At 71.0% G+C, this 22,496-nt stretch carries 17 protein-coding genes, 1 pseudogene and 1 riboswitch; of the genes and pseudogenes, 7 read left to right on the top strand and 11 right to left on the bottom strand.

Features of this window, described 5'->3' with window-relative positions; all coding sequences use genetic code 11:
- Positions 1-5: 5 nt before the first annotated feature.
- Positions 6-1,235 (bottom strand): annotated as a pseudogene (gene rho / locus EDD30_RS18100) (transcription termination factor Rho); the annotation flags it as partial.
- 130 nt (positions 1,236-1,365) lie between these two features.
- Between rho and EDD30_RS18105 the strand changes: the two are divergent.
- Positions 1,366-1,866 carry a sigma-70 family RNA polymerase sigma factor gene (locus tag EDD30_RS18105; RefSeq protein ID WP_071808518.1) on the top strand — a complete coding sequence of 167 codons (501 nt, stop codon included), beginning with the start codon at positions 1,366-1,368 and terminating at the stop codon, positions 1,864-1,866.
- A 52-nt stretch (positions 1,867-1,918) separates the two neighbouring features.
- On the top strand, positions 1,919-2,689 hold the full coding sequence (locus tag EDD30_RS38325; RefSeq protein WP_143162959.1) for a hypothetical protein: 771 nt from the start codon (positions 1,919-1,921) through the stop codon (positions 2,687-2,689).
- A 30-nt stretch (positions 2,690-2,719) separates the two neighbouring features.
- Here the strand turns inward: EDD30_RS38325 and EDD30_RS18120 are convergent, their stop codons facing one another.
- Positions 2,720-4,315 (bottom strand): tetratricopeptide repeat-containing diguanylate cyclase, encoded by a 1,596-nt coding sequence (locus EDD30_RS18120; RefSeq protein ID WP_244945299.1) that lies wholly within the window; start codon positions 4,313-4,315, stop codon positions 2,720-2,722.
- Between the two features lie 315 nt (positions 4,316-4,630).
- Here EDD30_RS18120 and EDD30_RS18125 point away from each other — a divergent pair, with 315 nt between their 5' ends.
- A complete protein-coding gene (locus tag EDD30_RS18125) occupies positions 4,631-7,003 on the top strand; it encodes a SpoIIE family protein phosphatase (protein ID WP_071808514.1) in 2,373 nt (790 codons plus the stop codon).
- A gap of 20 nt (positions 7,004-7,023) precedes the next feature.
- Here EDD30_RS18125 and EDD30_RS18130 read toward each other — a convergent pair whose 3' ends face one another.
- Positions 7,024-7,602: a response regulator transcription factor gene (locus EDD30_RS18130; RefSeq protein WP_170047616.1), complete on the bottom strand. Its 579-nt coding sequence runs from the start codon at positions 7,600-7,602 to the stop codon at positions 7,024-7,026.
- A gap of 144 nt (positions 7,603-7,746) precedes the next feature.
- Between EDD30_RS18130 and EDD30_RS18135 the strand changes: the two genes are divergently transcribed.
- Positions 7,747-11,403 (top strand): ATP-binding protein, encoded by a 3,657-nt coding sequence (locus EDD30_RS18135; RefSeq protein ID WP_123678348.1) that lies wholly within the window; start codon positions 7,747-7,749, stop codon positions 11,401-11,403.
- On the opposite strand, the gene EDD30_RS18140 is transcribed toward EDD30_RS18135, so the two are convergent.
- From EDD30_RS18140 to EDD30_RS18155, 4 genes are all read right to left on the bottom strand, one after another.
- Positions 11,358-12,353 carry a ribonucleotide-diphosphate reductase subunit beta gene (locus EDD30_RS18140; protein WP_071805185.1) on the bottom strand — a complete coding sequence of 332 codons (996 nt, stop codon included), beginning with the start codon at positions 12,351-12,353 and terminating at the stop codon, positions 11,358-11,360. The genes EDD30_RS18135 and EDD30_RS18140 overlap by 46 nt on opposite strands.
- Positions 12,353-14,698, bottom strand: a complete 2,346-nt coding sequence (locus EDD30_RS18145; RefSeq protein WP_071805186.1) for a ribonucleoside-diphosphate reductase subunit alpha — start codon at positions 14,696-14,698, stop codon at positions 12,353-12,355. Before EDD30_RS18145 ends, EDD30_RS18140 begins: the two co-directional genes overlap by 1 nt.
- A 124-nt stretch (positions 14,699-14,822) precedes the next feature.
- A riboswitch (cobalamin riboswitch) is annotated at positions 14,823-15,027 on the bottom strand.
- A gap of 51 nt (positions 15,028-15,078) precedes the next feature.
- Complete coding sequence (locus tag EDD30_RS18150) at positions 15,079-15,423, bottom strand: hypothetical protein (RefSeq protein ID WP_071805199.1); 345 nt, start codon at positions 15,421-15,423, stop codon at positions 15,079-15,081.
- A 366-nt stretch (positions 15,424-15,789) separates the two neighbouring features.
- Entirely contained in the window at positions 15,790-17,295 is a 1,506-nt protein-coding gene (locus tag EDD30_RS18155; RefSeq protein ID WP_071805187.1) for a CehA/McbA family metallohydrolase, read from the bottom strand.
- 41 nt (positions 17,296-17,336) lie between these two features.
- Between EDD30_RS18155 and EDD30_RS18160 the strand changes: the two genes are divergently transcribed.
- Positions 17,337-18,095, top strand: a complete 759-nt coding sequence (locus tag EDD30_RS18160) for a VanZ family protein (protein WP_211277771.1) — start codon at positions 17,337-17,339, stop codon at positions 18,093-18,095.
- Positions 18,096-18,103: 8 nt separating this feature from the next.
- Here EDD30_RS18160 and EDD30_RS18165 read toward each other — a convergent pair whose 3' ends face one another.
- Positions 18,104-19,612 (bottom strand): glycosyltransferase family 2 protein, encoded by a 1,509-nt coding sequence (locus EDD30_RS18165; protein ID WP_071805189.1) that lies wholly within the window; start codon positions 19,610-19,612, stop codon positions 18,104-18,106.
- A gap of 98 nt (positions 19,613-19,710) precedes the next feature.
- Positions 19,711-19,887 carry a YegP family protein gene (locus EDD30_RS18170; RefSeq protein WP_071805190.1) on the bottom strand — a complete coding sequence of 59 codons (177 nt, stop codon included), beginning with the start codon at positions 19,885-19,887 and terminating at the stop codon, positions 19,711-19,713.
- Positions 19,888-19,965: 78 nt separating this feature from the next.
- Here EDD30_RS18170 and EDD30_RS18175 point away from each other — a divergent pair, with 78 nt between their 5' ends.
- Positions 19,966-20,673, top strand: a complete 708-nt coding sequence (locus EDD30_RS18175; protein ID WP_211277772.1) for a rhomboid-like protein — start codon at positions 19,966-19,968, stop codon at positions 20,671-20,673.
- A 92-nt stretch (positions 20,674-20,765) separates the two neighbouring features.
- On the opposite strand, the gene EDD30_RS18180 is transcribed toward EDD30_RS18175, so the two are convergent.
- Complete coding sequence (locus EDD30_RS18180) at positions 20,766-21,425, bottom strand: winged helix-turn-helix transcriptional regulator (protein WP_071805202.1); 660 nt, start codon at positions 21,423-21,425, stop codon at positions 20,766-20,768.
- Positions 21,426-21,488: 63 nt separating this feature from the next.
- On the opposite strand from EDD30_RS18180, the gene EDD30_RS18185 reads away from it, so the two are divergent.
- Complete coding sequence (locus EDD30_RS18185; protein WP_084556364.1) at positions 21,489-21,929, top strand: PaaI family thioesterase; 441 nt, start codon at positions 21,489-21,491, stop codon at positions 21,927-21,929.
- Between the two features lie 70 nt (positions 21,930-21,999).
- Here the strand turns inward: EDD30_RS18185 and EDD30_RS18190 are convergent, their stop codons facing one another.
- Complete coding sequence (locus EDD30_RS18190; RefSeq protein ID WP_071805191.1) at positions 22,000-22,422, bottom strand: PRC-barrel domain-containing protein; 423 nt, start codon at positions 22,420-22,422, stop codon at positions 22,000-22,002.
- Between the last annotated feature and the right edge of the window lie 74 nt (positions 22,423-22,496).

A 22,496-nucleotide genomic window follows, 5' to 3' on the forward strand; every position in this document is an offset into this window, starting at 1 on the left:
CGCGCTCAACCGGCGACGGCCAGCGAGCGGGCCACCCGGCGCAGGAACTCGGGGTTGGAGCCGGTGCCCCGGAGCTGCTCCAGCAAGTGGTGCAGGCCCTCGCGGCCCTGACCGTTCAGGGCCCGGCGGATCTGGGCGGCGACCGCCAGCTCGCCGGGGGCCAGCAGGTTGTCGTCGTGGCGGGTGCCGGAGGCGGCGAGATCGACGGCCGGGAAGAGGCGGGCCTGGGCCAGGCCGCGGTCGAGCTTGAGCTCGGCGTTGCCGGTGCTCTTGAACTCCTCGAAGATGACGGTGTCCATGGCGGACCCGTTCTCCACGAGCGCGGTCGCGATGATGGTCAGCGAGCCGCCGCCCTCGATGTTGCGGGCCGCGCCCAGGAACTGCTTCGGCGGGTGCAACGCGGTCGAGTCGATGCCGCCGGAGAGCGTACGCCCCCGGCCGGGCGCGATCAGGTTGTACGCCCGGCCGAGCCGGGTGATCGAGTCGAGCAGCACGACGACGTCGTGACCCAGCTCGACCAGGCGCTTGGCCCGCTCGATCGCCAGCTCGGCGAGTGCGGTGTGGTCCTGCGGCGGCCGGTCGAACGTGGCCGCGATGACCTCGCCCTTGACCGAGCGCTGCATGTCGGTGACCTCTTCGGGCCGCTCGTCGACCAGCACGACCATCAGGTGGCACTCGGGATTGTTGTGGGCGATCGCGTCGGCCACCTGGTGCAGGATGGTGGTCTTGCCCGCCTTGGGCGGCGAGACGATCAGGGCACGCTGGCCCTTGCCGAGCGGCATCACCAGGTCGATGACGCGCGTGGTCAGGATGTGCGCCTCGGTCTCCAGCCGCAGGCGCTCCTGCGGGTAGAGCGGGGTGAGCTTGTAGAAGTCGGGCCGGCGACCCGGCTTGCGGTCGTTGACCGTGTCCACCCGTACGGTGGTGGGCTTGCGGCCGTCGGCCCGGGCGGTGCCGGTGATCCGGTCGCCGCGGCGCAGGTCGAGCCGGCGGATCTGGTCCATGGAGATGCGGATGTCGTCGGGGCCGGGCAGATAGCCGTCGGCTCGCAGCCAGGCTTGATCGCCGACGAGGTCGAGGAGGGCGTCCACGGGTACGTCGACGCCGGAGTTACGGGAATTGTCCATTGGGGGCACTCCAGGGGAGCAGCGGAAACGCGCGTCGGAAGAGCGCGAGAAGGAGAAGCGAAACGGCCGCGTGACAGGCCTCTGGGGGCGGCATGGGCCGCCGGCATCCAGGGCACGGCTGTCGACAGGTTAGCACTATCGACGACGGGCGTGGTGTGATCCTCGATCGAAATTTCTTGAAACCTCGGGGTGCGCTGGCGGGTGTCAGTCAGTGAGCACCGCAGAAGGGGGACACGGGGTGGCCGAACACATCGGCTTCGAGGAGTTCTACGCCGGCACGAGACATCGGCTGATCACGTATCTGTATGCCATGACCGGCGACCGGGCGCAGGCACAGGACGCCGCGCAGGAGGCGTACGACCGCGCCTGGCAGCGCTGGTCCACCGTGTCCGGTTACGACGATCCCGAGGCCTGGGTCCGCACCGTCGCGCATCGGCTGTGCATGAACCACTGGCGCAAGGCGAGGAACCGGGTCACCGCCTATCTGCGGCACGGGACCGGGCGGGACGCCGATCCGCCGGGCGAGAACACGGTGGCGCTGATCACCGCGCTCAAGCGGCTGTCCGTGGCCGAACGTCAAGCCATCGCCATGCATCACCTCATGGACCTCTCCGTCGCCGAGGTGGCGGCGCAGACCGGAATTCCGGTCAACACGATCAAGACCCGATTGGCGCGCGGCCGCCGCGCGCTCGCCGGCCTCCTCGACGAGGACGCATCCGAGGAGTACGCCCATGCCTGACCAGGCCTTCCGCTCCCTGTTCACCGAAACCGAGAACACCAGGTGGGATTCCATGACTGAGGTACGCGCGCGCGCTCGCCGCCGCACCGTCGGCCAGACCGTCGCGGTGGCGGGCATCGCCGTAGTCTCCATGGTGGCCGGTGGCGTCGCCGTCGCTCAGGTCCGCCAGGGCCCGGTGACGACTCCCGCAGCCACGTCGTCACCGTCGGCGTCGCGGCCGTCCGTCCCGTCACTGCCGCCGTCGACTTCGCCGACCACACCGGCCGACTCCTCGTCGAAGCCCGCCGCCCCGCCCCCGGCCACCACCAAGTCGTCGCCACCGCCGATCACCGAGATCACTTCCGCGATGATGTTGCAGCCGCAGGACGTGGGTTCCGGATTCACCGTGCTTCCCCCCAGCGACTACCACGGCGACTGGATCTTCGAAGCCGGCGCCAACAGCCAAGGCTGCTCCGTCGACGGCTTCCGACCGAAGATGGTCTCCCAACGTTGGCGCTCGCTCAGGAACGACGACGAGCAGGACAGCATGTACGTGGAGCAACGCACCGTCCTGTACCTCAAGGGCCACGCTGCGAAGTATCTGCAGGACATCCGGAGGCGGATTCCCGACTGCCCGCAAGACCGGTCGTCGCCGATGGAGATCACGGCCGAGGGCTTCGCCGGCGACGACGCGCTGATGGTGGCCTCCGACAACGGAGACGGGTCGATCAGCAAGAGAGTGCTGGTCCGCAAGGGCGACGTGCTGACCGACATCTGGCGGAAGAAGGCTCCCAGCGACTCGGCGATGCGCGAGCTGGCGCGAAAGGCCGCGGCTCGACTCTGACGGTCCCGACCGCGCCCGTGGCGTCGCCGGTCAGGCGGCGCGGGCGCTGTAGGCAAGCGCCGGTTCCTCGCCGGCGGTGCCGCCCACCACGCGGTCGCGGCCGGCGCGCTTCGCCACGTACAGGTTGCGGTCGGCCGTCGAGAGCACTCCGGGCTGGGTGCGGTGCGCGGCCTCGCACACTCCGGCGACCCCGATGCTGACCGTCACCGGCAGTCCCTGGGAAATGCCCGCCCAGGAGTACGAACCGACCGCCCGGCGCACCGTCTCGAGCTGGGCGACCGCGACGGCCGGCGGCGTGTGCGGCAGCGCCAGCAGGAACTCCTCGCCGCCCAACCGGGCCACGAAACCGTCCGGGCAGAACGCCGACAGCTCGGTGTCGAGGATCTTCGCCACCTGGACGAGCACCTGGTCGCCGACGTCGTGCGAGAGCTGGTCGTTGATCCGCTTGAAGTGGTCGAGGTCCACGATCGCCACGGCGAGCCGGGGGTCGGAGGCGATGAGCGCGGGCAGTTCCTCGTCGACGTAGCGCCGGTTGCGCAGCCCGGTCAGCGCGTCCCGCCGCGCCTGCTCCCGGAAGCGCTTGGCCTCCTCGCGGGCCTCGGCCGTCTCGAACATCGCCTGCCGGGTGCGCGCCTGCGCCTCCTGCTGCTGCGAGTGGAGTTGCTCGTGCGCCTCGAAGAACTGCTTGTGCATGGCGAACGCCTCGGCATACTCACCGCGGGCGGCGTGCAGCTCGGCCCGCTCGCGACGGATGCGCACCAGGACCTCGTGCAGCCCGCGCTGGACCGCTTCCGCCTCGGAGGAGTCCAGGCTCTGCTGGGCCAGCTCGGTGTCGCCTAGTCCGCGCTGTGCCTGTGCCAGGGTCAGCAGGTATTCGGCGAGTGCGTCGGCGTCGTCCCGCTCGCCGGTCTCGTGCCGGGCGAGGCACAGCTCCATGGTCTGCTCGGCCTCGGCGTACCGGCCGTTGGCGATGTGGATGGCGGCCACGGTGTCGAGGATCGCGGCGTCGACCTCGAACCCATGCTCTTCGGCGTGGCTCAGCAGTCGCTGCGACACCTCGTGGGCCCGCTCCGGGTTACCGGTGATGTGTTCGAGGTAGGCGTGGTTGTTGAACACCTGCATGTGCAGCCACGGCTCGTTCAGCGCCTGGGCGATCTCCATGGCCTGGGCGTACCGGACGCGGGCGTCGTCCATGGAGGCGGCGAAGCCGAGCGCGTCGGCCAGCTTGGTCACGTGCCACACCTGCATGTGCGCGGTGGCGGTGTCGTCGAGCAGCTCCACCGAGCTCAGCGAGTGCTCCAGCGACTTGGCGGCGTCGCCGAGCAGCCGGTCGATGTTGGCCCAGACGAGGTGGGCACGCGCCAGCAGCATGCGATCGCCGTGCTCGACGGCCCAGGCGTAGATCTCGTGGATCTCCCGGTCGGCGACGGCGAGCTCGCCCATCCGCAGGCGCATGTTGGTCCGGCAGAGCCGGGCGCGGACGACCAGGCTCTCGTCGCCCAGCTCGGCGGCCCGGTGCTCCAGCTCCGTGGCGGCACGGAAGGTGGCGGCCGCGTCCCACATCATGCGGTCCTCGATCGCCAACAAGGCGACCGACAACTGTTCGGCGTTCATATTGCGCTCCACGGGCCGGCCCTCCTTCCGCGTGACTCATCGGTCCCCGTCCGGCCGGCTGAAGCGGTTTCCCCTTCGCCCGTGGCGGGTTGGCCGAGCTGCACCGCGCCGGCAACCCACAGGGCACTATCGGCGCACATCGGCAAGCCTTGCACGCCGGGTCAACCTTCGATTGCCGACCGTGAGGTCGGACAGTGGGCCATCGAAGCGGATCGTGCGGACATTGCCGACAACCGTCCATACGTCTCACCACGTCGGGCAATGACGTGATCACGTCTTCCGGGAGAAGATGGGCCTCAAGTGGCCTTTGAGACGCAGGAGGTGCGAGTGGACGCGGAGCTCCTCGCCCTGCTCGACAACGATCCGCAGGGATGGGTGCTCGCCCGCGCCGTCCGCGAGCACGGGGAGATCGTCGACTTCGAGCTGCTCTACATCAACGACGTGGGACTGCGGCTGACCGGGCGCCGCAGGTGCGAGCTGATCGGCGGGCGCTACCGCGAGCTGTGGCCCGAGACCGTCCACAACGGCACACTGCCGCTGTACCGCTCGGTGGTGGAGACCCGCAAGCCGGTGACCCGCACCGTCTACTACGACCGGGCCACCATCACCGGACACTTCGAGCTGTCGATCGGCCCGTACGGCGACGGCTTCGGGGTGCGCTTCGTCGACCTGCGCCAGGTCACCGTGGCGCCGCGGTCCGCCGGTGGCAGCCGGCTCTACGACATGCTCGACGCCGCCTTCGACGGCTTCACGCTGCTGCGGGCGGTACCCGACGACCGCGGCGAGATCACCGACTTCGTCTGCGAGTACGTCAACCAGATCGGCGCCAAACTGGCCGGACGCAACACCGAGGACGTCATCGGCGCCAGGCTCAGCGAGGTGACCCCGTCGAGCTGGCAGGACGGCCTGTTCGACCGGTACCGCACCGTCGCCACCACCGGGGAGCCGTGCCGGCGGCAACTGGCGTACCCCGGGGTCGGGCAGGTATGGGAGATCAACATCGGCCGGGCCGGGGCCGGATTCGTCGCGGTGTCGTTCCGGGAGATCACCGAGCAGGTCGACCAGCAGCAGGAGCTCATCCGCAGCGTCGCCCGCGCCGAACAGGCCGCCACGCGCGCCGGCGCGCTGCAGAAGGTCACCACCGCGCTGGTCTCCGCGAGCACCACCGCCGAGGTGTACGCCGCCATCGGTGCGGTGCTGCGCCCGTCGGCCGGTGGCCAGGGCCTCGCCCTGTTGCTGCGGAACGACGACCACCTGCGGGTGCACTACCACGCCGGTTACGAGCCGGATGTGGTCGAGCGGCTGAGCCGGCTGCCGCTCGACGATCCATACCCGGCCACTGTGGTCGCCCGTACGGGCCGGCCGCAGTTCCTCACGTCGATCGACGAGTTCGAGGCGGTGCAGCCCGAAGCCACGCGCGTGCCACGCGGCGGGCGGAAGGCCTGGGCGTTCCTGCCTCTCGCCACGGCCGGGGAAGTGCTCGGCACGCTGGTCGTCGGCTACAGCGAGCCGCGCGTCTTCGACGCCGAGGAGCGCGACACACTGACGGCACTGGCCGGGCTCAGCGCGCAGGCGCTGCAACGCGCCCTGCTGTTCGAGACCCGCACCTCGATCGCGGCGGAATTGCAGCGAGCCCTCCTGCCCGCCGGGCTACCGAAGGTTCCCGGACTGCGGCACGCCGCCCGCTACCTGCCCTGGACCCACGGCGCCGACGTCGGCGGCGACTGGTACGACGTGATCGCGCTCGGCAACGGCGTCGTCGGCGTGGTCATCGGCGACATCGCCGGACACAGCGCCGCGGCCGCCGCCACCATGGGCCAGGTCCGCAACGCGCTGCGGGCGTACGCGGCGGAACGGCACACCCCGTCCGGTGTGCTGCACCACGCCAACCAGCTCCTGCACGACCTGCGTCTCGACGCCATCGCCACGTGCTGCTACCTCGAGCTGCATCTCACCGAGGGCACGGCCACCGCGGTGCTCGCCGGGCATCCGCCGCCGGTGCTGCGTACGGAAGAGACGGCGGAGGTGCTGAACCTACGCCGAGGCATTCCGCTCGGCGTCACCCGGACGGCCTTCTATTCAGAGACGACGTTTCTGCTGCCGGCGTCGGCGAACCTAGTGCTCTACACCGACGGCCTGGTGGAGGACCACCGACACCCCATCGACCAGGGCCTCGACGAGCTGTGCGCCGCACTGCGCACCGCGCCCAGCCGCGACCCGGAGGCGGTGCTCGACCATTTGCTGAGCAGCCGGGTCGGGCCACGGCCCCGCACCGACGACGTCGCGGTGCTCTGCCTCACCAACGACACCCCGCCGCCGGCACACCGCTGGGCACAGCGCCGCTTCCGCGGAGAGCCGATCAGCGCGTCGGCGGCGCGACGCTTCGCGGCGGACCTGCTCGCCGTCTGGGATCAGCAGCCGCTCATGAAGGACGCGTTGCTGCTGCTGGACGAGGTGGTCACCAACGCGATCCAGCACACGGCCGGGGACGTGGTCGTCGAGCTGCGGCTGGAGGACGGGCTGCGGGTCGAGGTCGGTGACTCCAGCGACCGGGCGCCGGCGCGACGGATCGCCGACGCGGAGAGCGAGAACGGGCGCGGGTTGGAAATCGTCGAGCGGCTCGCCTCGGCCTGGGGCACGGAGTCACTGCCCGGCGGAGGGAAACGCGTCTGGTTCCGGCTGGGAAGCGGGCCGGGCTGATCGACGGCCCGTGTGGGCGGTCAGGACGTGACGGCGAGGCCGAGCCAGCGGGCGATCGCCTCGGCGCGGGTCCTCGCCCGCAGCTTGCGGAAGATGTGATTGACGTGGTTCTTCACCGTCTTCTCGCTGATGAACAGCCGCTGGGCGATCTCACCGTTGTCCACCCCGCGCAGGACGTGCTCCATCACCTCACCCTCCCGCCGGGACAGTCCGAACCGCGTCGTCGTCGGGATCTTCGGAGGCGCGCTCCGGCGGCCCGCGGCGATCCGGCGCACCGAGCCGGCCAACTCGGCGACGGAGAACTCGCCGGCCACCAGGTGCCCCGCGGCGTGCGGCCGCGGCGCCCGGTCGCCGACGAGCAGGACGGGCCCGTGGGCCGACACGGCGGCGCAGGCGCGGCCCGCCCACCAACTTGGACCGTCGAGCACCACCACGTCCGGCCGGTCGTCGCTCGCCTGCCGCAGCGCCGCCGACTCCTCGCAGGTCTCGCCGATCACGTCTATCCCGCCGGCCCGCCGCAGCAACGAGGCCAGCCCGGCACCGCGCACCAGATCGGCGGCGACGACCAACACCCGTACGGCGGGACGATCGCCTACCACCATTTCATCCCCCCGATCACACGCACACGCATCGAAAATCACGCGCCGCCCGCAGCTTGCTAGGCTCCGCTCCCGGTTCGCTCACATCTCGCTCACGCGCCCGCTCACCCGCGCGGCGGACGCCGGATTCCTGGAGGAGATGACGTGCGGTTCGGTCTGTTAGGAACGCTGCTGGTCGAGGAAGCCGGATCGCCGCGACCGGTGTCGGCCCCCCGGCAACGGGTCCTTCTCGCCACTTTGCTGCTCCGGGCCAACACGGTGGTGCCGGCGGACGAACTGGCGGAGTTGATCTGGGAGAACCAGCCGCCCCGCAGGGCGCGGGGCGCGCTGCACAACCACGTGATGCGGCTCCGCAAGTGCCTCGGCGAGCGGGCCGGGGCACGGCTGCGCACCCGGCCGCCCGGCTACCTCTTCGAGGTCACGGACGACGAGCTGGACCTGCGGCAGTTCACCACGCGGTGTGACGACGGCCGCGCGGCCGCGCGCGCCCTCGACTGGCCGGCCGCGGCCGCGCTGATGCGGGACGCGCTGTCGCTCTGGCGCGGTACGGCCCTCGTGGACGTTCCGTCCGAAGTGTTGCGCCGCGACGAGGGCGGACGCCTGGCGGAGCTGCGGATCCAGGCCGTCGAGGGGCGCGTCGAGGCGGACCTCCGGCTCGGCCGGCACGACGAGGTCATCCCGGAGCTGCACGGCCTCATCGCCGAACATCCGCTGCGCGAGAAGCTTCGCGGCCAGCTCATGCAGGCCCTGCACCGGTCCGGCCGCAACGCCGAGGCGCTCGCCCTCTATCCGCGATTCCGGGAGGAACTCGTCGAGGCGCTCGGCGTGGAACCGGGCCCCGAGCTGCAGCACCTGCACCAGCGGATCCTGCGCTCCGAGCCGGCCCCGGCCGCACCGGCGCCGGCCGCCACCCATCCGGTCGTGCGGGACCACCCCGTCGAGCTCTCCACTCTGGAGGAGCTCGCGGCGGCGGCCCGCGCCGGTAGTCCCGGCCTGATCTGCGTGGAGGGGCCGGACGGCATCGGCAAGAGCGCCCTGCTGCACGAGTGGGCGGCACGCGAGCGCGGCCGGGGTACGACGGTGCTGCGCGCCACCTGCGCCGAGTCCGAGCAGGGATGGGCGTTCGCCGCGGTACGGCAGCTGCTCCACCCGGTATCAACCCTTCCGGAGGCCGAGCGCGAACCACTCTTCGCCGGGCAGGCCGCGCTCGCCCTGCGGGTCCTGGCCTTTCAGGCCCCGGCGGAGGCGACTCCGCCGGTGCCGTCGGCCCTGCTGCTGCACGCGCTGTACTGGCTGCTCGTGAACCTCACCGAGCGCGGGCCGGTGATCCTCGTGGTGGACGACCTGCACCGGATCGACCCGCCGTCGCTGCGCTGGCTGTCGTACCTGGGGCGCCGGCTGGCCGGGATGCCGGTGCTGCTCGTGCTGGCCCGCCGGTCCGGCGAGGACGACCCGCAGCTCGCCGAGCTGCTGTCGCAGGGAGGCTGCCGGACCCTGACGGTGGGCCCACTCGACCGGACCGGCGTCGCCCGCATGGTCCGGGCCGCGATGGGCGCCGAGGCCGACGACCGATTCTGCGAGTCGTGCCGCGAGGCTTCCGGCGGCAACCCGCTGTTCCTCGCCGAGCTGCTGCGGACGATCGGCGAGAGCGGGCTGCGCCCGACGGCGGACAACGCCGGCCAGGTCCACGAGTACGGCGCCCAGGCGCTCACCCGTGGCATCGTGGACCGGCTGGCCCGCGAACCGGATCGGCCGCGGCGGGTCGCCGTTACGCTCGCCGTGCTCGGCGACGACGCGAGCCGCACGACCCTCGCCACGGTGGCCGAGCTGAGCGACTTCGACCTGGCGGAGCAGTTGCGCCGGCTGGAGGCGCTCGGCGTTCTGGGTACGGCGGACCCGCCCCGCTTCCGCCACCGCCTCGTCCGCCCCGCCGTGCTCAGCACCATGAGCCCGGCCGAGCTGACCGCCGCGCACGTCCGGGCGGCGCGGGTGCGCTACGACGAGGGCGCTCCGAGCGAGGTGGTCGCCGGCCACCTCATGCACGCCGACCATGTGGACGGCCGGTGGCCGGCCGAGGTGCTCCAGGACGCGGCGCAGCTCGCTCGGGGCCGGGGGGCACCGGACGTCGCCGTGCGGTTCCTGCGACGCGCGCTGCGGGAGCCGCTCGACAAACCGCAGCGGATGCGGGTGCTGCTCGCGCTCGGCACCGACCTGTTGTTCCACAATCCCGCCGGGGCGGCCCGCCACCTCCGCGACTCTCTGACGTTGATGACGGACACCGAACAGCGCGGCCGTACCGCGGGCCTGCTCGCCAACGCCCTTCTGGTAGCCGGACGCGGCCCCGAGGCGGTGGCGGTGCTCGAGGAAGCCGTGCGTGAGCTGGGCGACGCCGCCGACGCCCCGGCAGCGCGACGCGAATTGGCGCTGCTGCTGCAGGCGCAGCTCATCCAGGTCGCGTACGAGAACGTGTCGACCATCCCGGTGGTCCGGGCGCGCCTGCACGACCTCGCCGCCGCACCGCCTCGCGGTGACACCCCCGGGGAGCGGGCCCTGCTCGCCGCGCTGTCGCTCGACGGACTCGCCGGGCACCTCAGCGCCGAACGGACCGGCGAGTTGCTCGGCCGCGCCCTGCACGGCGGGCTGCAACTGCACGGCCCGGCCGGGGTGCTGTTCGCCCTGGCCGCGATCGGGCTGCTCACGGCGGACCGACTCGCCGAGGCATCCGGCTGGTTCCGCGAGATCGGCGAGCAGGCCGCCTCCAGCGGCTCACCGTATCTGTCCATCATCTCGAGATTCGGCAGCGCCTCGATCGCGAGCCTGCGCGGCGACGTGATGTCGTCGCTCGACGTCGCGCAGACGGTCCTGGAGCTGACGCCGCTCGACCTCGGCTACTCGGTACTGCCGTTCGTGGCACTCGCCGTGAACGCGCAGATCGAGCTCGGTGACGTGGCCGCCGCGGAGAAGACTCTGCGCCGGCACGGCACCGTGCACGCGCCCGACGCGGCCTGGGACCGGGGCCGGTTCCTGCTGATGCGGGGACGGCTGCGGGTGGCGGCCGGCGACCTCGCGGGCGGACTGGCGGCCCTGCTCGAATGCGGCAGTGCCCAGGCGGCCGCCGGCATCGTCAACCCCGCCGTCGCACCGTGGCGGTCCCAGGCGGCCCTGGCCTACGCCGCCCTGGACCAGCCCGGCCCCGCCCGCGAACTCGCCGCCGAGGAGTTGGTGTTCGCCCGCCGCTGGGGCACCCCCCGCGCCATCGGCGTCAGCCTGCGCAGCCTCGGCGTGGTCACCGGCGGCGATGAGGGGCTGGCCCTGCTCGCCGAGGCGGTCACCGAGCTCCAGCGGTCGCCGTCGCGGCTGGAGGAGGCCAGGGCCCGCTACGAGCTGGGGCGTTGCCAACTCGGCGCGGGCCAGCGGGCGACGGCACTCGACAACCTGCGGAGTGCCGCCGGCCTTGCCCGGCAATGTGGCGCGCGGGCTCTGCTCTCCGGCGTACGGCAGACTCTCGCCCTGGCCGGGACGGCACTGGGCCCGAGGTGGCGCGACCGCCCGGCGGACCGGTTGGACCCGGTCGGACGGCATCTGGCCGGCCTTGCCGCCGGCGGTCTCAGCGACGCGGAGATCGCCCAACTGCTGTTCACCACGCGCGGCACGGTCCGCGACCGGCTGTCCGAGGCGAGCCGGTCGCTCGGCGTCGACCGATCCGGCCTGCGCGAGGCACTGGTCGGATCGGCGACGTCCTCGCCTCCAGCCCGTCAGAAGTCGTCGTCGAAGCTCACCGTGCCGGAGACGCCGACCTGATACGCCGACACCCGCCGCTCGAAGAAGTTCGACAGCTCCTGCACGTCCTGGAGCTCCATGAAGGCGAACGGGTTCCCGCTGCCGTACACCGGTGCGATGCCGAGCGTGACGAGCCGCCGGTCGGCGACGTGCTGCAGGTATTGGCGCATGTCCGCCAGGCTCATCCCCGAGACACCCTGCTCGAGCAGGTCGGCGGCGAACTGGACCTCGCACTCGACGGCCTCGGTCAGCATGTCGCGGACCTGCCGCTCCATCTCGGCGTCGAACAGGTCGGGTTCCTCGGCCCGAACCTGGTCGACCACGTCGAACGCGAACGCCATGTGCATGCTCTCGTCGCGGAACACCCAGTTGGTGCCGGACGCGAGGCCGTGCAGCAGGCCGCGGGAACGCAGGTAGTACACGTACGCGAAAGCGCCGTAGAAGAACAGGCCCTCGATGCACGCGGCGAAGCAGATGAGGTTGAGCAGGAACGCGCGTCGGTCCTCTTTGGAGACGAGCGCACGCAGCTCGAAGACCGAGTCGATCCACTTGAAGCAGAACTCGGCCTTGCGGGCGATCGACGGGATGTTGTCGACGGCGGCGAACGCGGCCGCGCGCTCGTCGAGGTCGGGCACGTACGTGTCCAGCAGGTTCAGGTAGAACTGGACGTGCACCGCCTCCTCGAAGAGCTGCCGGGACAGATAGAGCCGGCCCTCCGGGGAGTTGACGTGCTGGTAGAGGTTGAGCACCAGGTTGTTCGCCACGATGGTGTCCCCGGTGGCGAAGAACGCCACCAACCGCGAGACGAGGTGCTGCTCGGCGGGGCTCAGCTTGGCCAGGTCGGCGAGGTCGGAGTGCAGGTCGACCTCCTCGACGGTCCAGGTGTTCTTGATGGCGTCCTTGAAGCGGTCGAAGAAGTGCGGGTACTTCATCGGCCGCAGGGTCAGGTCCATTCCGGGATCGAGCAGCATCACTGGCAGGCCTCACACGATTCGGGGTTCTCCAGGGAGCAGACCTCGGCGGGGGTGACCGCGACCGTCGCCTGCTGGATGCGCGTCGCCGGGCGCGAGCGCAGGTAATAGCTCGTCTTCAGCCCCGACTTCCAGGCGTAGAGATACATCGACGACAGCTTGCCGATGGTCGGTGCGCTCAAGAACAGGTTCAACGACTGCGACTGATCGATGTACGGCGCCCGCGCCGCGGCCAGGTCGATCAATGCCCGCTGCGGCAGCTCCCACGCGGTCCGGAACAGCTCGCGCACCTCGGCGGGCAGCTCGGTGATCTGCTGCACCGAGCCCTCGGCCCGCTTGATCCGGTCGCGGACCGGCGCCGTCCACAGGCCGCGGGCCTTGAGCTCGCGTACCAGATAGGTGTTGACCTGGAGGAACTCGCCCGACATGGTCTCGCGCTTGAACAGATTGGAGACCTGCGGCTCGATGCACTCGTAGCAGCCGGCGATGGACGCGATCGTCGCCGTCGGCGCGATCGCCACGAGCAGCGAGTTGCGCAGCCCGCTCTCCTGGACGCGGGTCTTGAGCCGCGACCAGCGGCCTGTCTGCGCGGGCTCCGCTCCCCACAGGTAGGGGTGCAGGTCACCCTTGGCGGCACGGGTTTCCGGGTACGCCGGGTGCGCGCCGAACCGTTCCGCCAGGCCGGCGGAGGTCTCCAGGGCGGTCAGGAAGATCTCCTCCTGCACCCGGGTGGACAGCTCCTTCGCCTCGGCCGAGTCGAACGGCAGCCGCAGCATGAAGAACGCGTCCTGCAAGCCCATCAGCCCGAGCCCGACCGGCCGCCACCGCGGGTTCGACACCCCGGCCTGCTCGGCCGGGTAGTAGTTGATGTCGATGACCCGATCCAGGAACACCACCGCGGTACGGACCGTGGCGCGCAGCCGCTCCCAGTCCACCCCGCCGTCGGCGGTCACGTGCGCACCGAGGTTGATCGACCCGAGGTTGCAGACCGCCGTCTCGGCGTCGGAGTTGACCTCGAGGATCTCCGTACACAGGTTCGACAGGTGGATCGTGTTGCCCGGGGAACCGGTCTGATTGGACAACCGGTTCGACGGGTCCTTGAACGTCATCCAGCCGTTGCCGGTCTGCGCGAGCGTGCGCATCATGCGTCCGTACAGTTCCCGCGCCTTGACGGTCTTGACCGCCTTCTTCTCCGCCCGCCGGTAGGCCTCGTCGAACTCCTCGCCGAACAGGTCGGGCAGTTCGGGGGCATCGGTGGGGTCGATCAGCGACCACTCGGCGTCGGCCTCGACCCGGCGCATGAACTCGTCGGGGATCCAGTTGGCCAGGTTGAGGTTGTGGGTGCGGCGGGCGTCCTCGCCCGTGTTGTCGCGCAGCTCCAGGAACTCCTCGATGTCCGGATGCCATGGCTCGAGATAGACGCAGGCCGCACCCTTGCGCCGGCCACCCTGGTTGACCGCGGCCACGCCGGCGTCGAGCGTCTTCAGGAACGGGACGATGCCGTTGGACCTGCCGTTGGTGCCGCGGATCAGGGCACCCCGGCCGCGGACCCGAGACCAGGAGATGCCGATGCCGCCGGAGAACTTCGACAGCTTCGCCACCTGGTGGTACCGCTCGTAGATCGAGTCGAGCTCGTCGCGGGGCGAGTCGACCAGGAAGCACGACGACATCTGTGTATGCCGGGTACCGGAGTTGAACAGCGTCGGCGAACTCGGCAGGTAGGCCAGGCTGGACATCAGCCGGTAGAAGCCGATCGCCTCGCCGGGCGTCCCGGACAGCCCGCACGCCACCCGCAGCAGCCAGAACTGCGGCGTCTCCACCACCAGCCGCGACTGCGGATGCCGCAGCAGATAACGGTCGGCGACGGTCCGCAGGCCGAAATACTCGAACCGCAGATCCCCGTCGAGGTCGACCGCGTCGTCCAGCTCGCGGGCGTGGCGGGCCACGAACGCCGCGGTCTCGTCGCCGATCAGTCCCTGCGTGTGTGCGTGGCGGATCGACTGACTGAAGCTCTCGACGCCCTGCCCGCGGACCTCCTTGTCCACGAAGGCCGCCAGGAGCCGCGCCGCGAGCCTCGAATACTGCGGCTCCTCGCCGATGAGCTCCGCCGCCGTCTGGATCGACAACCTGTCCAGCTCCGCCGTGGTGGCGCCGTCGTACAGACCGCTGATGGTCCTCGTCGCCACCCGCAGCGGATCGACCTCGTCCAGGTCCTCAGCCCACCGCTCGACCGCTTTCACGATCCTGTCGACGTCGACCGGCGCCAGGTCGCCGTTGCGTTTGCGGACCCGCATCGTGTGCCGCCGCTGCTCCGGCAGCGCGGTCTTTCCCGGTGTGAGTGTCATGCCCTCTCCTCGCGAGCCCATGGCCGTCCGGACACGCGGGAGCAGACACCACCGCCCCGGCACCAAGTGCCCGAGGAGATCCGGCGTCGGCCGTCCCGCGCGGCCTTCGACCGCCGCACACCGTCCGGCGTGCGACGCGCTGGCAGGTCTTCGGACTCGCGGGCCTGACAGAAGTCGCCTACTGGCCGTCGCTTCCCAGGCCGAGGCCCAGTGCTGTATGACGGCGGTCGTTCCCACTCACCGCTGCGGGGCAGTCCCGGATTTGCACCGGGTTCCCTCTTGCCTCGGCCCCGTGACGACGCGGCCGAACCAGCTACGGGCCACACCATATCTGGGCGCAGGAGGAAAACCACAACCCCACATGGTGTGTTCCGGGTGTGTCACCGCTCTCCCGCCGCGGCCGGCGCCGGGATGACCGACAGGGCGAGCGTGGCGGGCAGGCCGGCGACGCCCGGGCCGCCCGCGCGCACCCAGTCGGCGATGTCGGTGACGATCGCGTCGTCGAGCACCAGGCCGAACCACACCGGCCGTGCACCCTGGCGCCGCGCGGTGCGCGCCGGCTGCACGACCATGACGTTCGACTGGGCGCAGACGTCCAGACACAGGCTCGTGCGGACCCGGTGTGCGGCGGGAAGCAGCTCTCGCAGCCGGTCGACCTGCGCCGCATGGTCCACCGCCGGATGCTTCACGCGGCTGCCGCAGCAGCAGTCGCGGCACACCGTCAGCGTGCACCCCGGCATGTCCTCGTCGGCCACCGTCGTCCCGTCCTCTCTCACGGCCACCACCGTAGCGGCGTCGGCGATCCGGGTGACGTCGGCGACGCCGGCGCCGTCCAGCTCGGGCGCGATGAGCCAGCCCGCCGAGGCGTTGGGCGGAGAAGCGGGCGGCGAAGTCGGCGCGGTCGACCACGATCGGGCCGGGCGACCACTTCGCGGCTGTAGGCGGCGAGGCTGGTCAGCAACGTCGTCGCGATCGGGGCGACGCCGGCCCGCGGCCAGAAGCACACTCCGCGCGGCGCGGGCACGCCGCAGCACCGGACTCGTCCGACGCATCCCCCAGGCCTGATCTCGGGAGAGTGGGTCAGGCTGGCGCTACCGGTGCAGCCAGACCGGGTTGCTGAGCAACAGCATGGTGGTCAGAGTGGTTGGCGTGGGCCGCGGCCGCTGCACCTCGACGCGGATATAACGGGCACTGCTCCCGCGCGTACGCCAAGTCAGCGTGGCCGCGCCGGAGGCGGGGACGAAGCCGGTCGCCACCTGGCCGGTCGCGGTGTGCAGGGAGACGACGGAGCTGGGCACCCCGCCGACCCGCGCCGTGACCTCGACGGTGTCGTCGCCGACCTCCAGCGACTGCCCGGGGCCGGCGACCCGTTCCCCGGCGGCCGCGGTCAGGTCCAGCGTGGCGGCGGACGCCCCGGCGAGGTACGAGCGCCCCGCCCGCAGCGCCGCCAGGATCGCCGACCGGGACAGCTCGGGCGCGTACACCACCGTCTGCGGATGCGCGACGGCGGCCGGGCTGTGCGCATCGCTGTTGCCGAACGCGGCCAACCGGCGACCGTCGCGCAGCAGTTTGTCCCAGATCCGTACGGAATTGACGTCATCGATCGTCCACGGCCCGTTCCACACCTCGAGGCCGTCGACGTGCTCATGACCGAACTCCCACGTCGAGCCGGGTCCCGGCGAGCTGGGATGCGCGGGCACGACGAGGCCGCCGTCCGCGCGTACGGACGCGGCGTAGCCGGCGAACAACCCGTCGCCGGGAGCGTACCGCCAGTCCACCCAGCGGTCGGCGGGCAGACCCAGGGCGAGCCAGTGGCCGTGCCGGGTGGTGACCTCCTCGCCGCCGATGATGAGCAGGTCGTCGCGGGCGTAGCGGCCCCAGGTCAGGTTCGCCGATCGGGTGTTGTGCTCGGTGGAGACGAAGAAGTCGAGACCGCGGGCGCGGGCGTCCGCGGCCGTCTGCTCCTGGGTGCCCGAGCCGTCGGAATGCACGGTGTGCAGGTGCATGTCCCCGCGATACCAGGCCGCTCCCCGGCCGGCGGCGCGCGTGGGCGCGGGCGCCGGCACGAACGCCGGCTCCTCCGGCCCGAATTCCAGCGTGACGTCGACCTGCCAGTCCATGCCGCGCGGGTTGGCGACGATCGGGCCGAGGGCGACCGCCCACCGGCCCGGGTCGATGCGGCCCGGCAGATAACCGGGGGTGGCGTCGGAGGCGGAGAGAGTGAAGGAGTCGCGGGCGCCGCCGGACCATCCCCGGAAGCCGTCCTCGGCACCGGGCCCCCAACCGGCCGGGCCGAAGATCCCGATGTCCAGCACGTTCTGGAGCAGACCGGGAACGAGAACATACGGTTCGTACGAGCGGCGCACCGAGATGCGGTTCACCCCGGCCGGCACCTCGAAGGGCACGTATTCCCACTGGTCGAACCCGGGCGGCGAGTGCCCCGTGAAGGTGGTGGTCACGGGCGGCGTGGCGGCCGGGCCGGCGGCCGCACTCCGGGCGGTCGCCATCGCGAGCAACCCGCCGGCGGCGAGGGCGCCACCGAGACGCAGCACCTCGCGGCGGGCGGCCGCGCGCCGTACCTGGCGTTCCGGAGCCATGCCGGCCATCCTCTCTGCCGCGCGGACAGACATTGATGACAATGGATGTTACCTATGGCTATTTATTTCTGCCATACGCCTCGCCGGCCAAGATGATCCGCATGAGGTATCAGCTCAACCTGGCGCTCGACCGTCCCGGCGCGGTGGCACTGCTGCTCTGCTGCGCCATCGCGGCTGGTGTGCTGTTCTGGCCGGTGTCGCGGCTGTTCCGCTGGCGACCGGGCTGGACGCTGTCGGCGATGCTGGCACTGGCACCGATTCTGGTCTTCACCGTGCCCCTGGAGGCCCCCGGCTGGCAGGACGGCGCGGTCTACCGGCTCGCCGAGTACGTACGCTCGTTCCTGCACACGGCGACCTTCCAGGCCGAGATGCAGGCATTCGCCTCGAGCGACGAGCGGCTGGCCAACCTGCTGCTGTTCATCCCGCTGGGGGTGGCGGGCGCCCTCGCCACCCGCCACGCGCTGTGGACCGCCGCGGCGGGAGCCGCCCTCTCGTTCGGCATCGAGGGCTGGCAGGCGGTCAGCGGCGTCCGGGTCGCCTCGGCGGCAGACTGGATCTACAACACCGGCGGAGTGTTCATCGGCGCGGCCCTCGGCCTGCTCGTTCTGGCTGCCCGACTCCTGACACGACCGGACGCCGTCACCCCCGTGTCACCCGCAACGCCGGCGTGGTCCCCCACGGGGGACAGGACCCGCGAGTTTCCCCGCCTGCACGACCTGCCCGCACATCAGGAGCCGACGCTCGACCTCTCCCGCCGCCCCGAGGAGATGACCACCGCGAGCCTCAGGCCCCTTTGGTGACGAGGCGCTCAGCTCTTCAGCGACGCGATGACCAACGACGGGATCCACACCAACGCGTACACCGTCGCCAGCGCCGCACCGGTCGCGCCCGCGTCGGCGCGGAAAGCGGCCAGGTATGCGGCGGCGAGCGCCAGCAGGGTCGCGCCGTTGAGCGCCCGGATCCGGCGGGCGCCGCGCACCGCCACGGGGCCGCGCCGCCGGTTGGTCTTGGGCGTGACGAACCAGGTCTGTGCCAGGTTCCGGAAGCCCTTGACGTTCGCGATGGCGTAGGTGTGGACCACGGACAGCGCGATCCAGCAGGCTGCCGGGATGTAGAGCAGACTTATCCAGTCGCGCTTCTTGACCACGCCCACGACCAGCGGCAGGACGCAGCTCAACAACGCCACCAGCGCGGTCGGGACCAGCGTGTAGGCCACCACGCGCAGCGGCCCGTCGAAGGTCGGCGTCGCCCCGCCGCGGCCGGCGCCCACCACGGCGGCGACCGCCACCAGCAAGCTCCACAGCACCGACGCCTCCACGCCCAGCGCGGCGGTGAAGTAGGCGTTCTGCCGCAGCAGGCTGAGCTTGGTCCACAGGTCCAGCTCCGATCGCAGGACCGGAAGAAAATATTCCTTACACGTACGGGCGGAGCCGATCGCCCACCGCTCCTGCTGCCGGCGGAACGCCTGGTAGTTGGGCGGCACCTCGCCCACGTTGGCCACCTCCTCCAGGTAGACCCCGCGGTAGCCGGCCAGGTAGAACCGGTTGGACAGGTCGATGTCCTCGGTGAGGTGCCCGGCCTGGAAGCCGCCGACGGCGTACAGCGCGCTCAGGTCGAACAGGGCGCAGCAGCCGGAGAAGAGGATCATCTGACCGAGCTGCTGGCGGCCCGCCAGGTCCACCAGGTAGCAGGCCTCCTCGTTGATGGCCAGGCAACGCTGGAAGTGGTCCCTGCGGCCGTAGTGGTACAGGCGTTTGGCCTGCACATACGCGGTGGCCGGGTCGGCCTCGATGACCTCCAGGCAGCGCTCGAGCGCGTCGGCCTGCGGGCGCCAGTCCGCGTCCAGCAGGTACATGTAGTCGAAGCCGCGTCCGCGCAGGTAGCCCTCGAGGGTCTTGAGGTTGCCCGCCTTGAAGCCGGCGTTGTGGAAGCGGTGGAACAGGACGAACCCGTCCGACTCCCACAGTTCGACGTCGGTGTCGTTGTATCGGGCGCCGGGCACCCGTACGCAATCCCGCTCGGTGGCCAACCGGCGCAGCAGCGCGACGGTCTCGGGGTCCTTCGAGTCGTCACCGACGACGATGGTCTTGTGCGGAAAGGTCAGCCGCTCGCACGCCGCCACGGTGTCGGCGATCACCTTGCGCTCGTTGAAGGAGACGATGACGACCGCGACCCGCGCATCGGTACGCAGCGGCACCGTTCGCGGCCGGCGACGCAGCAGCGCACCCGCGGCGTACGCGTAGTTGTACGCGGCGAAGAACGCGAAGTAGAGCGACAGCAGGACGGGCACCGGAAGCCACAACAGTTCGACGACCACGTGGCTCGACGCTAGTACCGCAATGTTTCACCTTTCGGCGGCTGCCGCCGCGTCCCGAGCGCCGAGCCCGGGACGCGGCGCTCGGGACGCGGCGGCGACTAGGTGGTCTGGTCGTCCACGGTCGCCGAGCCGGTGCTCCGCTTGATCGATTCGATGGTGTCCATTGCGGACGTCTTGCGGGTGTAGGCCTCGCTCGTGGCCACGACCTGACCGTTGTCCGCGACAAGATTGAAACGGACCTGTCCATTGCTGGTGTTCTTCAAGACGAACTTCACGTCGCTCACCTCCCGCGCCTGCTGTACCCGATCGCGCCTGGAACCGAACCTGGACAGCGCACAGTTGAATGACAAGCCATGAACTTTGCGTCCCTGCGGGGCCCGCTCCGCGCCGTCCGGGAGTATCCGCGCCGCGCGCCTTTGACCTTTGGCTATGTCTGTCTGCTCCTGGTCGGTTACCCCTGGGTCTACTACGGGCTGTCCGACGATCGGTCGACCACCCTGTTGGGCTACGTCAGCACCAACCTGGACAACCTGCGGGACCATCCGGTGACGGCGATGCTCGGCAGCGTGCTGTTCATCCAGACCACGCTCTCGGATGTCGCCTCCCTCGAGTTCGTGGGCAGCCTGATCACCGTCGGCCTGGGGATCTGCGGCTTCCTGGCCTGGGCGGAGCGCCGGTGGGGAAAGGCGCGCGCCGCGGCCGTGTTCCTCGGCGGGCACGTCGTCGCCACTCTGCTCACCGCCGTGGTCATCACCGTCGGACTGCGGAACGGCTGGTATCCGGAGGCAGTGCGACAGGCCTCGGACTACGGGATCAGCTACGGCGCCCAGACCGTGCTGGCGCTCGGCACGCTCGCCCTGCCCCGCTGGGGCCGCCTCCACTGGGCGGTCTTCGTGCTCGGCTGGGCGCTCGGCGGTGCCGAATGGGACGGATCGGTGCCGGACTTCGCCACCGTCGGCCATCTCATCGCGGCGGTCCTGGGCTTCGCACTGGCGGCCGTCCTGGCGTTCCGACGGTCGCGGGATCAGGTCGCCGCGACCCCGTCCGAGCAGGTTCATTGACGGAGTGCATAGCCGTTTCACGGGGCAGAGGGCGTAGCCGTTTCACGGGGCAGAGGGCGTAGCCGTTTCACGGGGCAGAGTGCGTAGCCGTTTCACGGGCGGAGGGCGTAGCCGGAGAACCAGGTGGGAAAGGCCCTGCGAAGGGTCGCCGGACCGGCGAGCCGGACGTCTTCCGCGCGCAAGAGTTGTCCCCACTGCCGCTCCCCGAGCCAGAAGCGGGTCAACGCCTCCAGGTCCGCATCGACGTGCAGGGCGACCGGATGCCCGCCGCTGTCCGTGCACAGCGTGACGTCGGGCCGTCGGGCGTGCAGGTAGTACGGCCCTTCCGGCCGTACCCGGAAGGTCAACTGAACCACCGTCAGCGCCGTCGGCAATCGGTCCGGATGCAGCCGGCGCCGCAGGTCCCACACCAGCATCTCGGGATCCAGGTGCTCCGGCTGCAGGCCGCGCCGGTCCCATTCGTACGCCCATGCGCCCAGCTCCCGCAGCACCGGCTCCAGCGCCCGCCCGGCCGGGGTCAGCGCGTACGCCGGACCGCCGGCCCCCGCCGTACGCAGAACGAGCCCGGCGCGCTCCAACTCCCGCAGCCGCTGCGTGAGCATCGTCCGGGAGATCCGCGGCAGCCCTCGCTGAAGCTCCGAGAACCGCCCGGCGCCGAGCAGCAACTCGCGCACCACCAGCAGCGTCCAGCGTTCCCCGAGCACCTCCAACGCCCGGGCGACGGCGCAGAACTGCCCATAACCGGCTCCCACGCCGCCGATGCTAGTACGGAATCCGTACTGGATCACCGCGCCGACGCGGTTAGCGTCGGCGGCATGACCACGACACCCGCCGCCCGCACGGGCGAGGAGTTCCTGAAGGCCATCATCGCCGGCGAGGTGCCACCGCCGCCGATCACGGCAACCCTGCGCTTCGGCCTCGTCGAGGTGGGCCCCGGCAGGGCGGTCTTCGAGGGCGACGCGGGCGAGTTCGTCCACAACCCCATGGGCACCGTACACGGCGGCTACCTGGCAACCCTGCTCGACTCGGCCCTCGGCAGCGCCGTCCTCAGCCGGCTGCCCGCGGGAAGCGGCTACACGACGGTGCAGCTCAACATCCACCTGGTCCGAGGCCTCACGGCCGGACGGCTGCGAGCGGAGGCACACGCCGTCCACGTCGGCCGCACCACCGCAACCGCCGAGGCCCGCGTGATCGGCGCAACGGACGGCAAGCTCTACGCCCACGCCACCACAACCTGCGCCATCCTCCCCGCCTGACCGGAGCGATACGACGCCGCCGTCACCTTTCGCAGGTGACGGCGGCGTCCAGCGACCTCTGCGGTGCGGGTTACTGCACTGGTGGCCTGTCGCGGTAGCTGCCGGTGTAGTAGGTGCCCACCTGCTCGCGATACTCCGGCGTGTCGAAGGTGTCCTTGTCGTACTCGGGCGAATCCTTGATCTGGTCCTTGGTGCGGTCGACGAACACCTTGCGGTCGGCGTGGTCGATCCGCTGCACCGTGCCGGCCGGCAGCAGAACCTTGCGGCCGAAGATCCAAGGCCCGGTGTCCACGACCAGGTAGGCGCTGCCCACGTCGTAGGTGGCCTCGTCGATCTTGCCGATGCTGCCGTCGGTGGCCTCGACATGGAAGCCGGTCAGGTCCGTCCCGGCCCGCTCGTCCGCGCTGCCGCTGTCGGCGTCGAAGGTGCGCTCACCGCCGCCCGGAAGGGTGGGGTCACGCCACGACCACGGCTCGAACACGAAGGGCTGCATCACAGACTCCTCAATCGTCGTCGATGAATGTCCCCGTCCTTGTCGTGTACCCCTGCCGGACGGGCCGAACCGCG

It is taken from the genome of Couchioplanes caeruleus (assembly GCF_003751945.1).
GTDB classification, from domain to species: domain Bacteria; phylum Actinomycetota; class Actinomycetes; order Mycobacteriales; family Micromonosporaceae; genus Actinoplanes; species Actinoplanes caeruleus.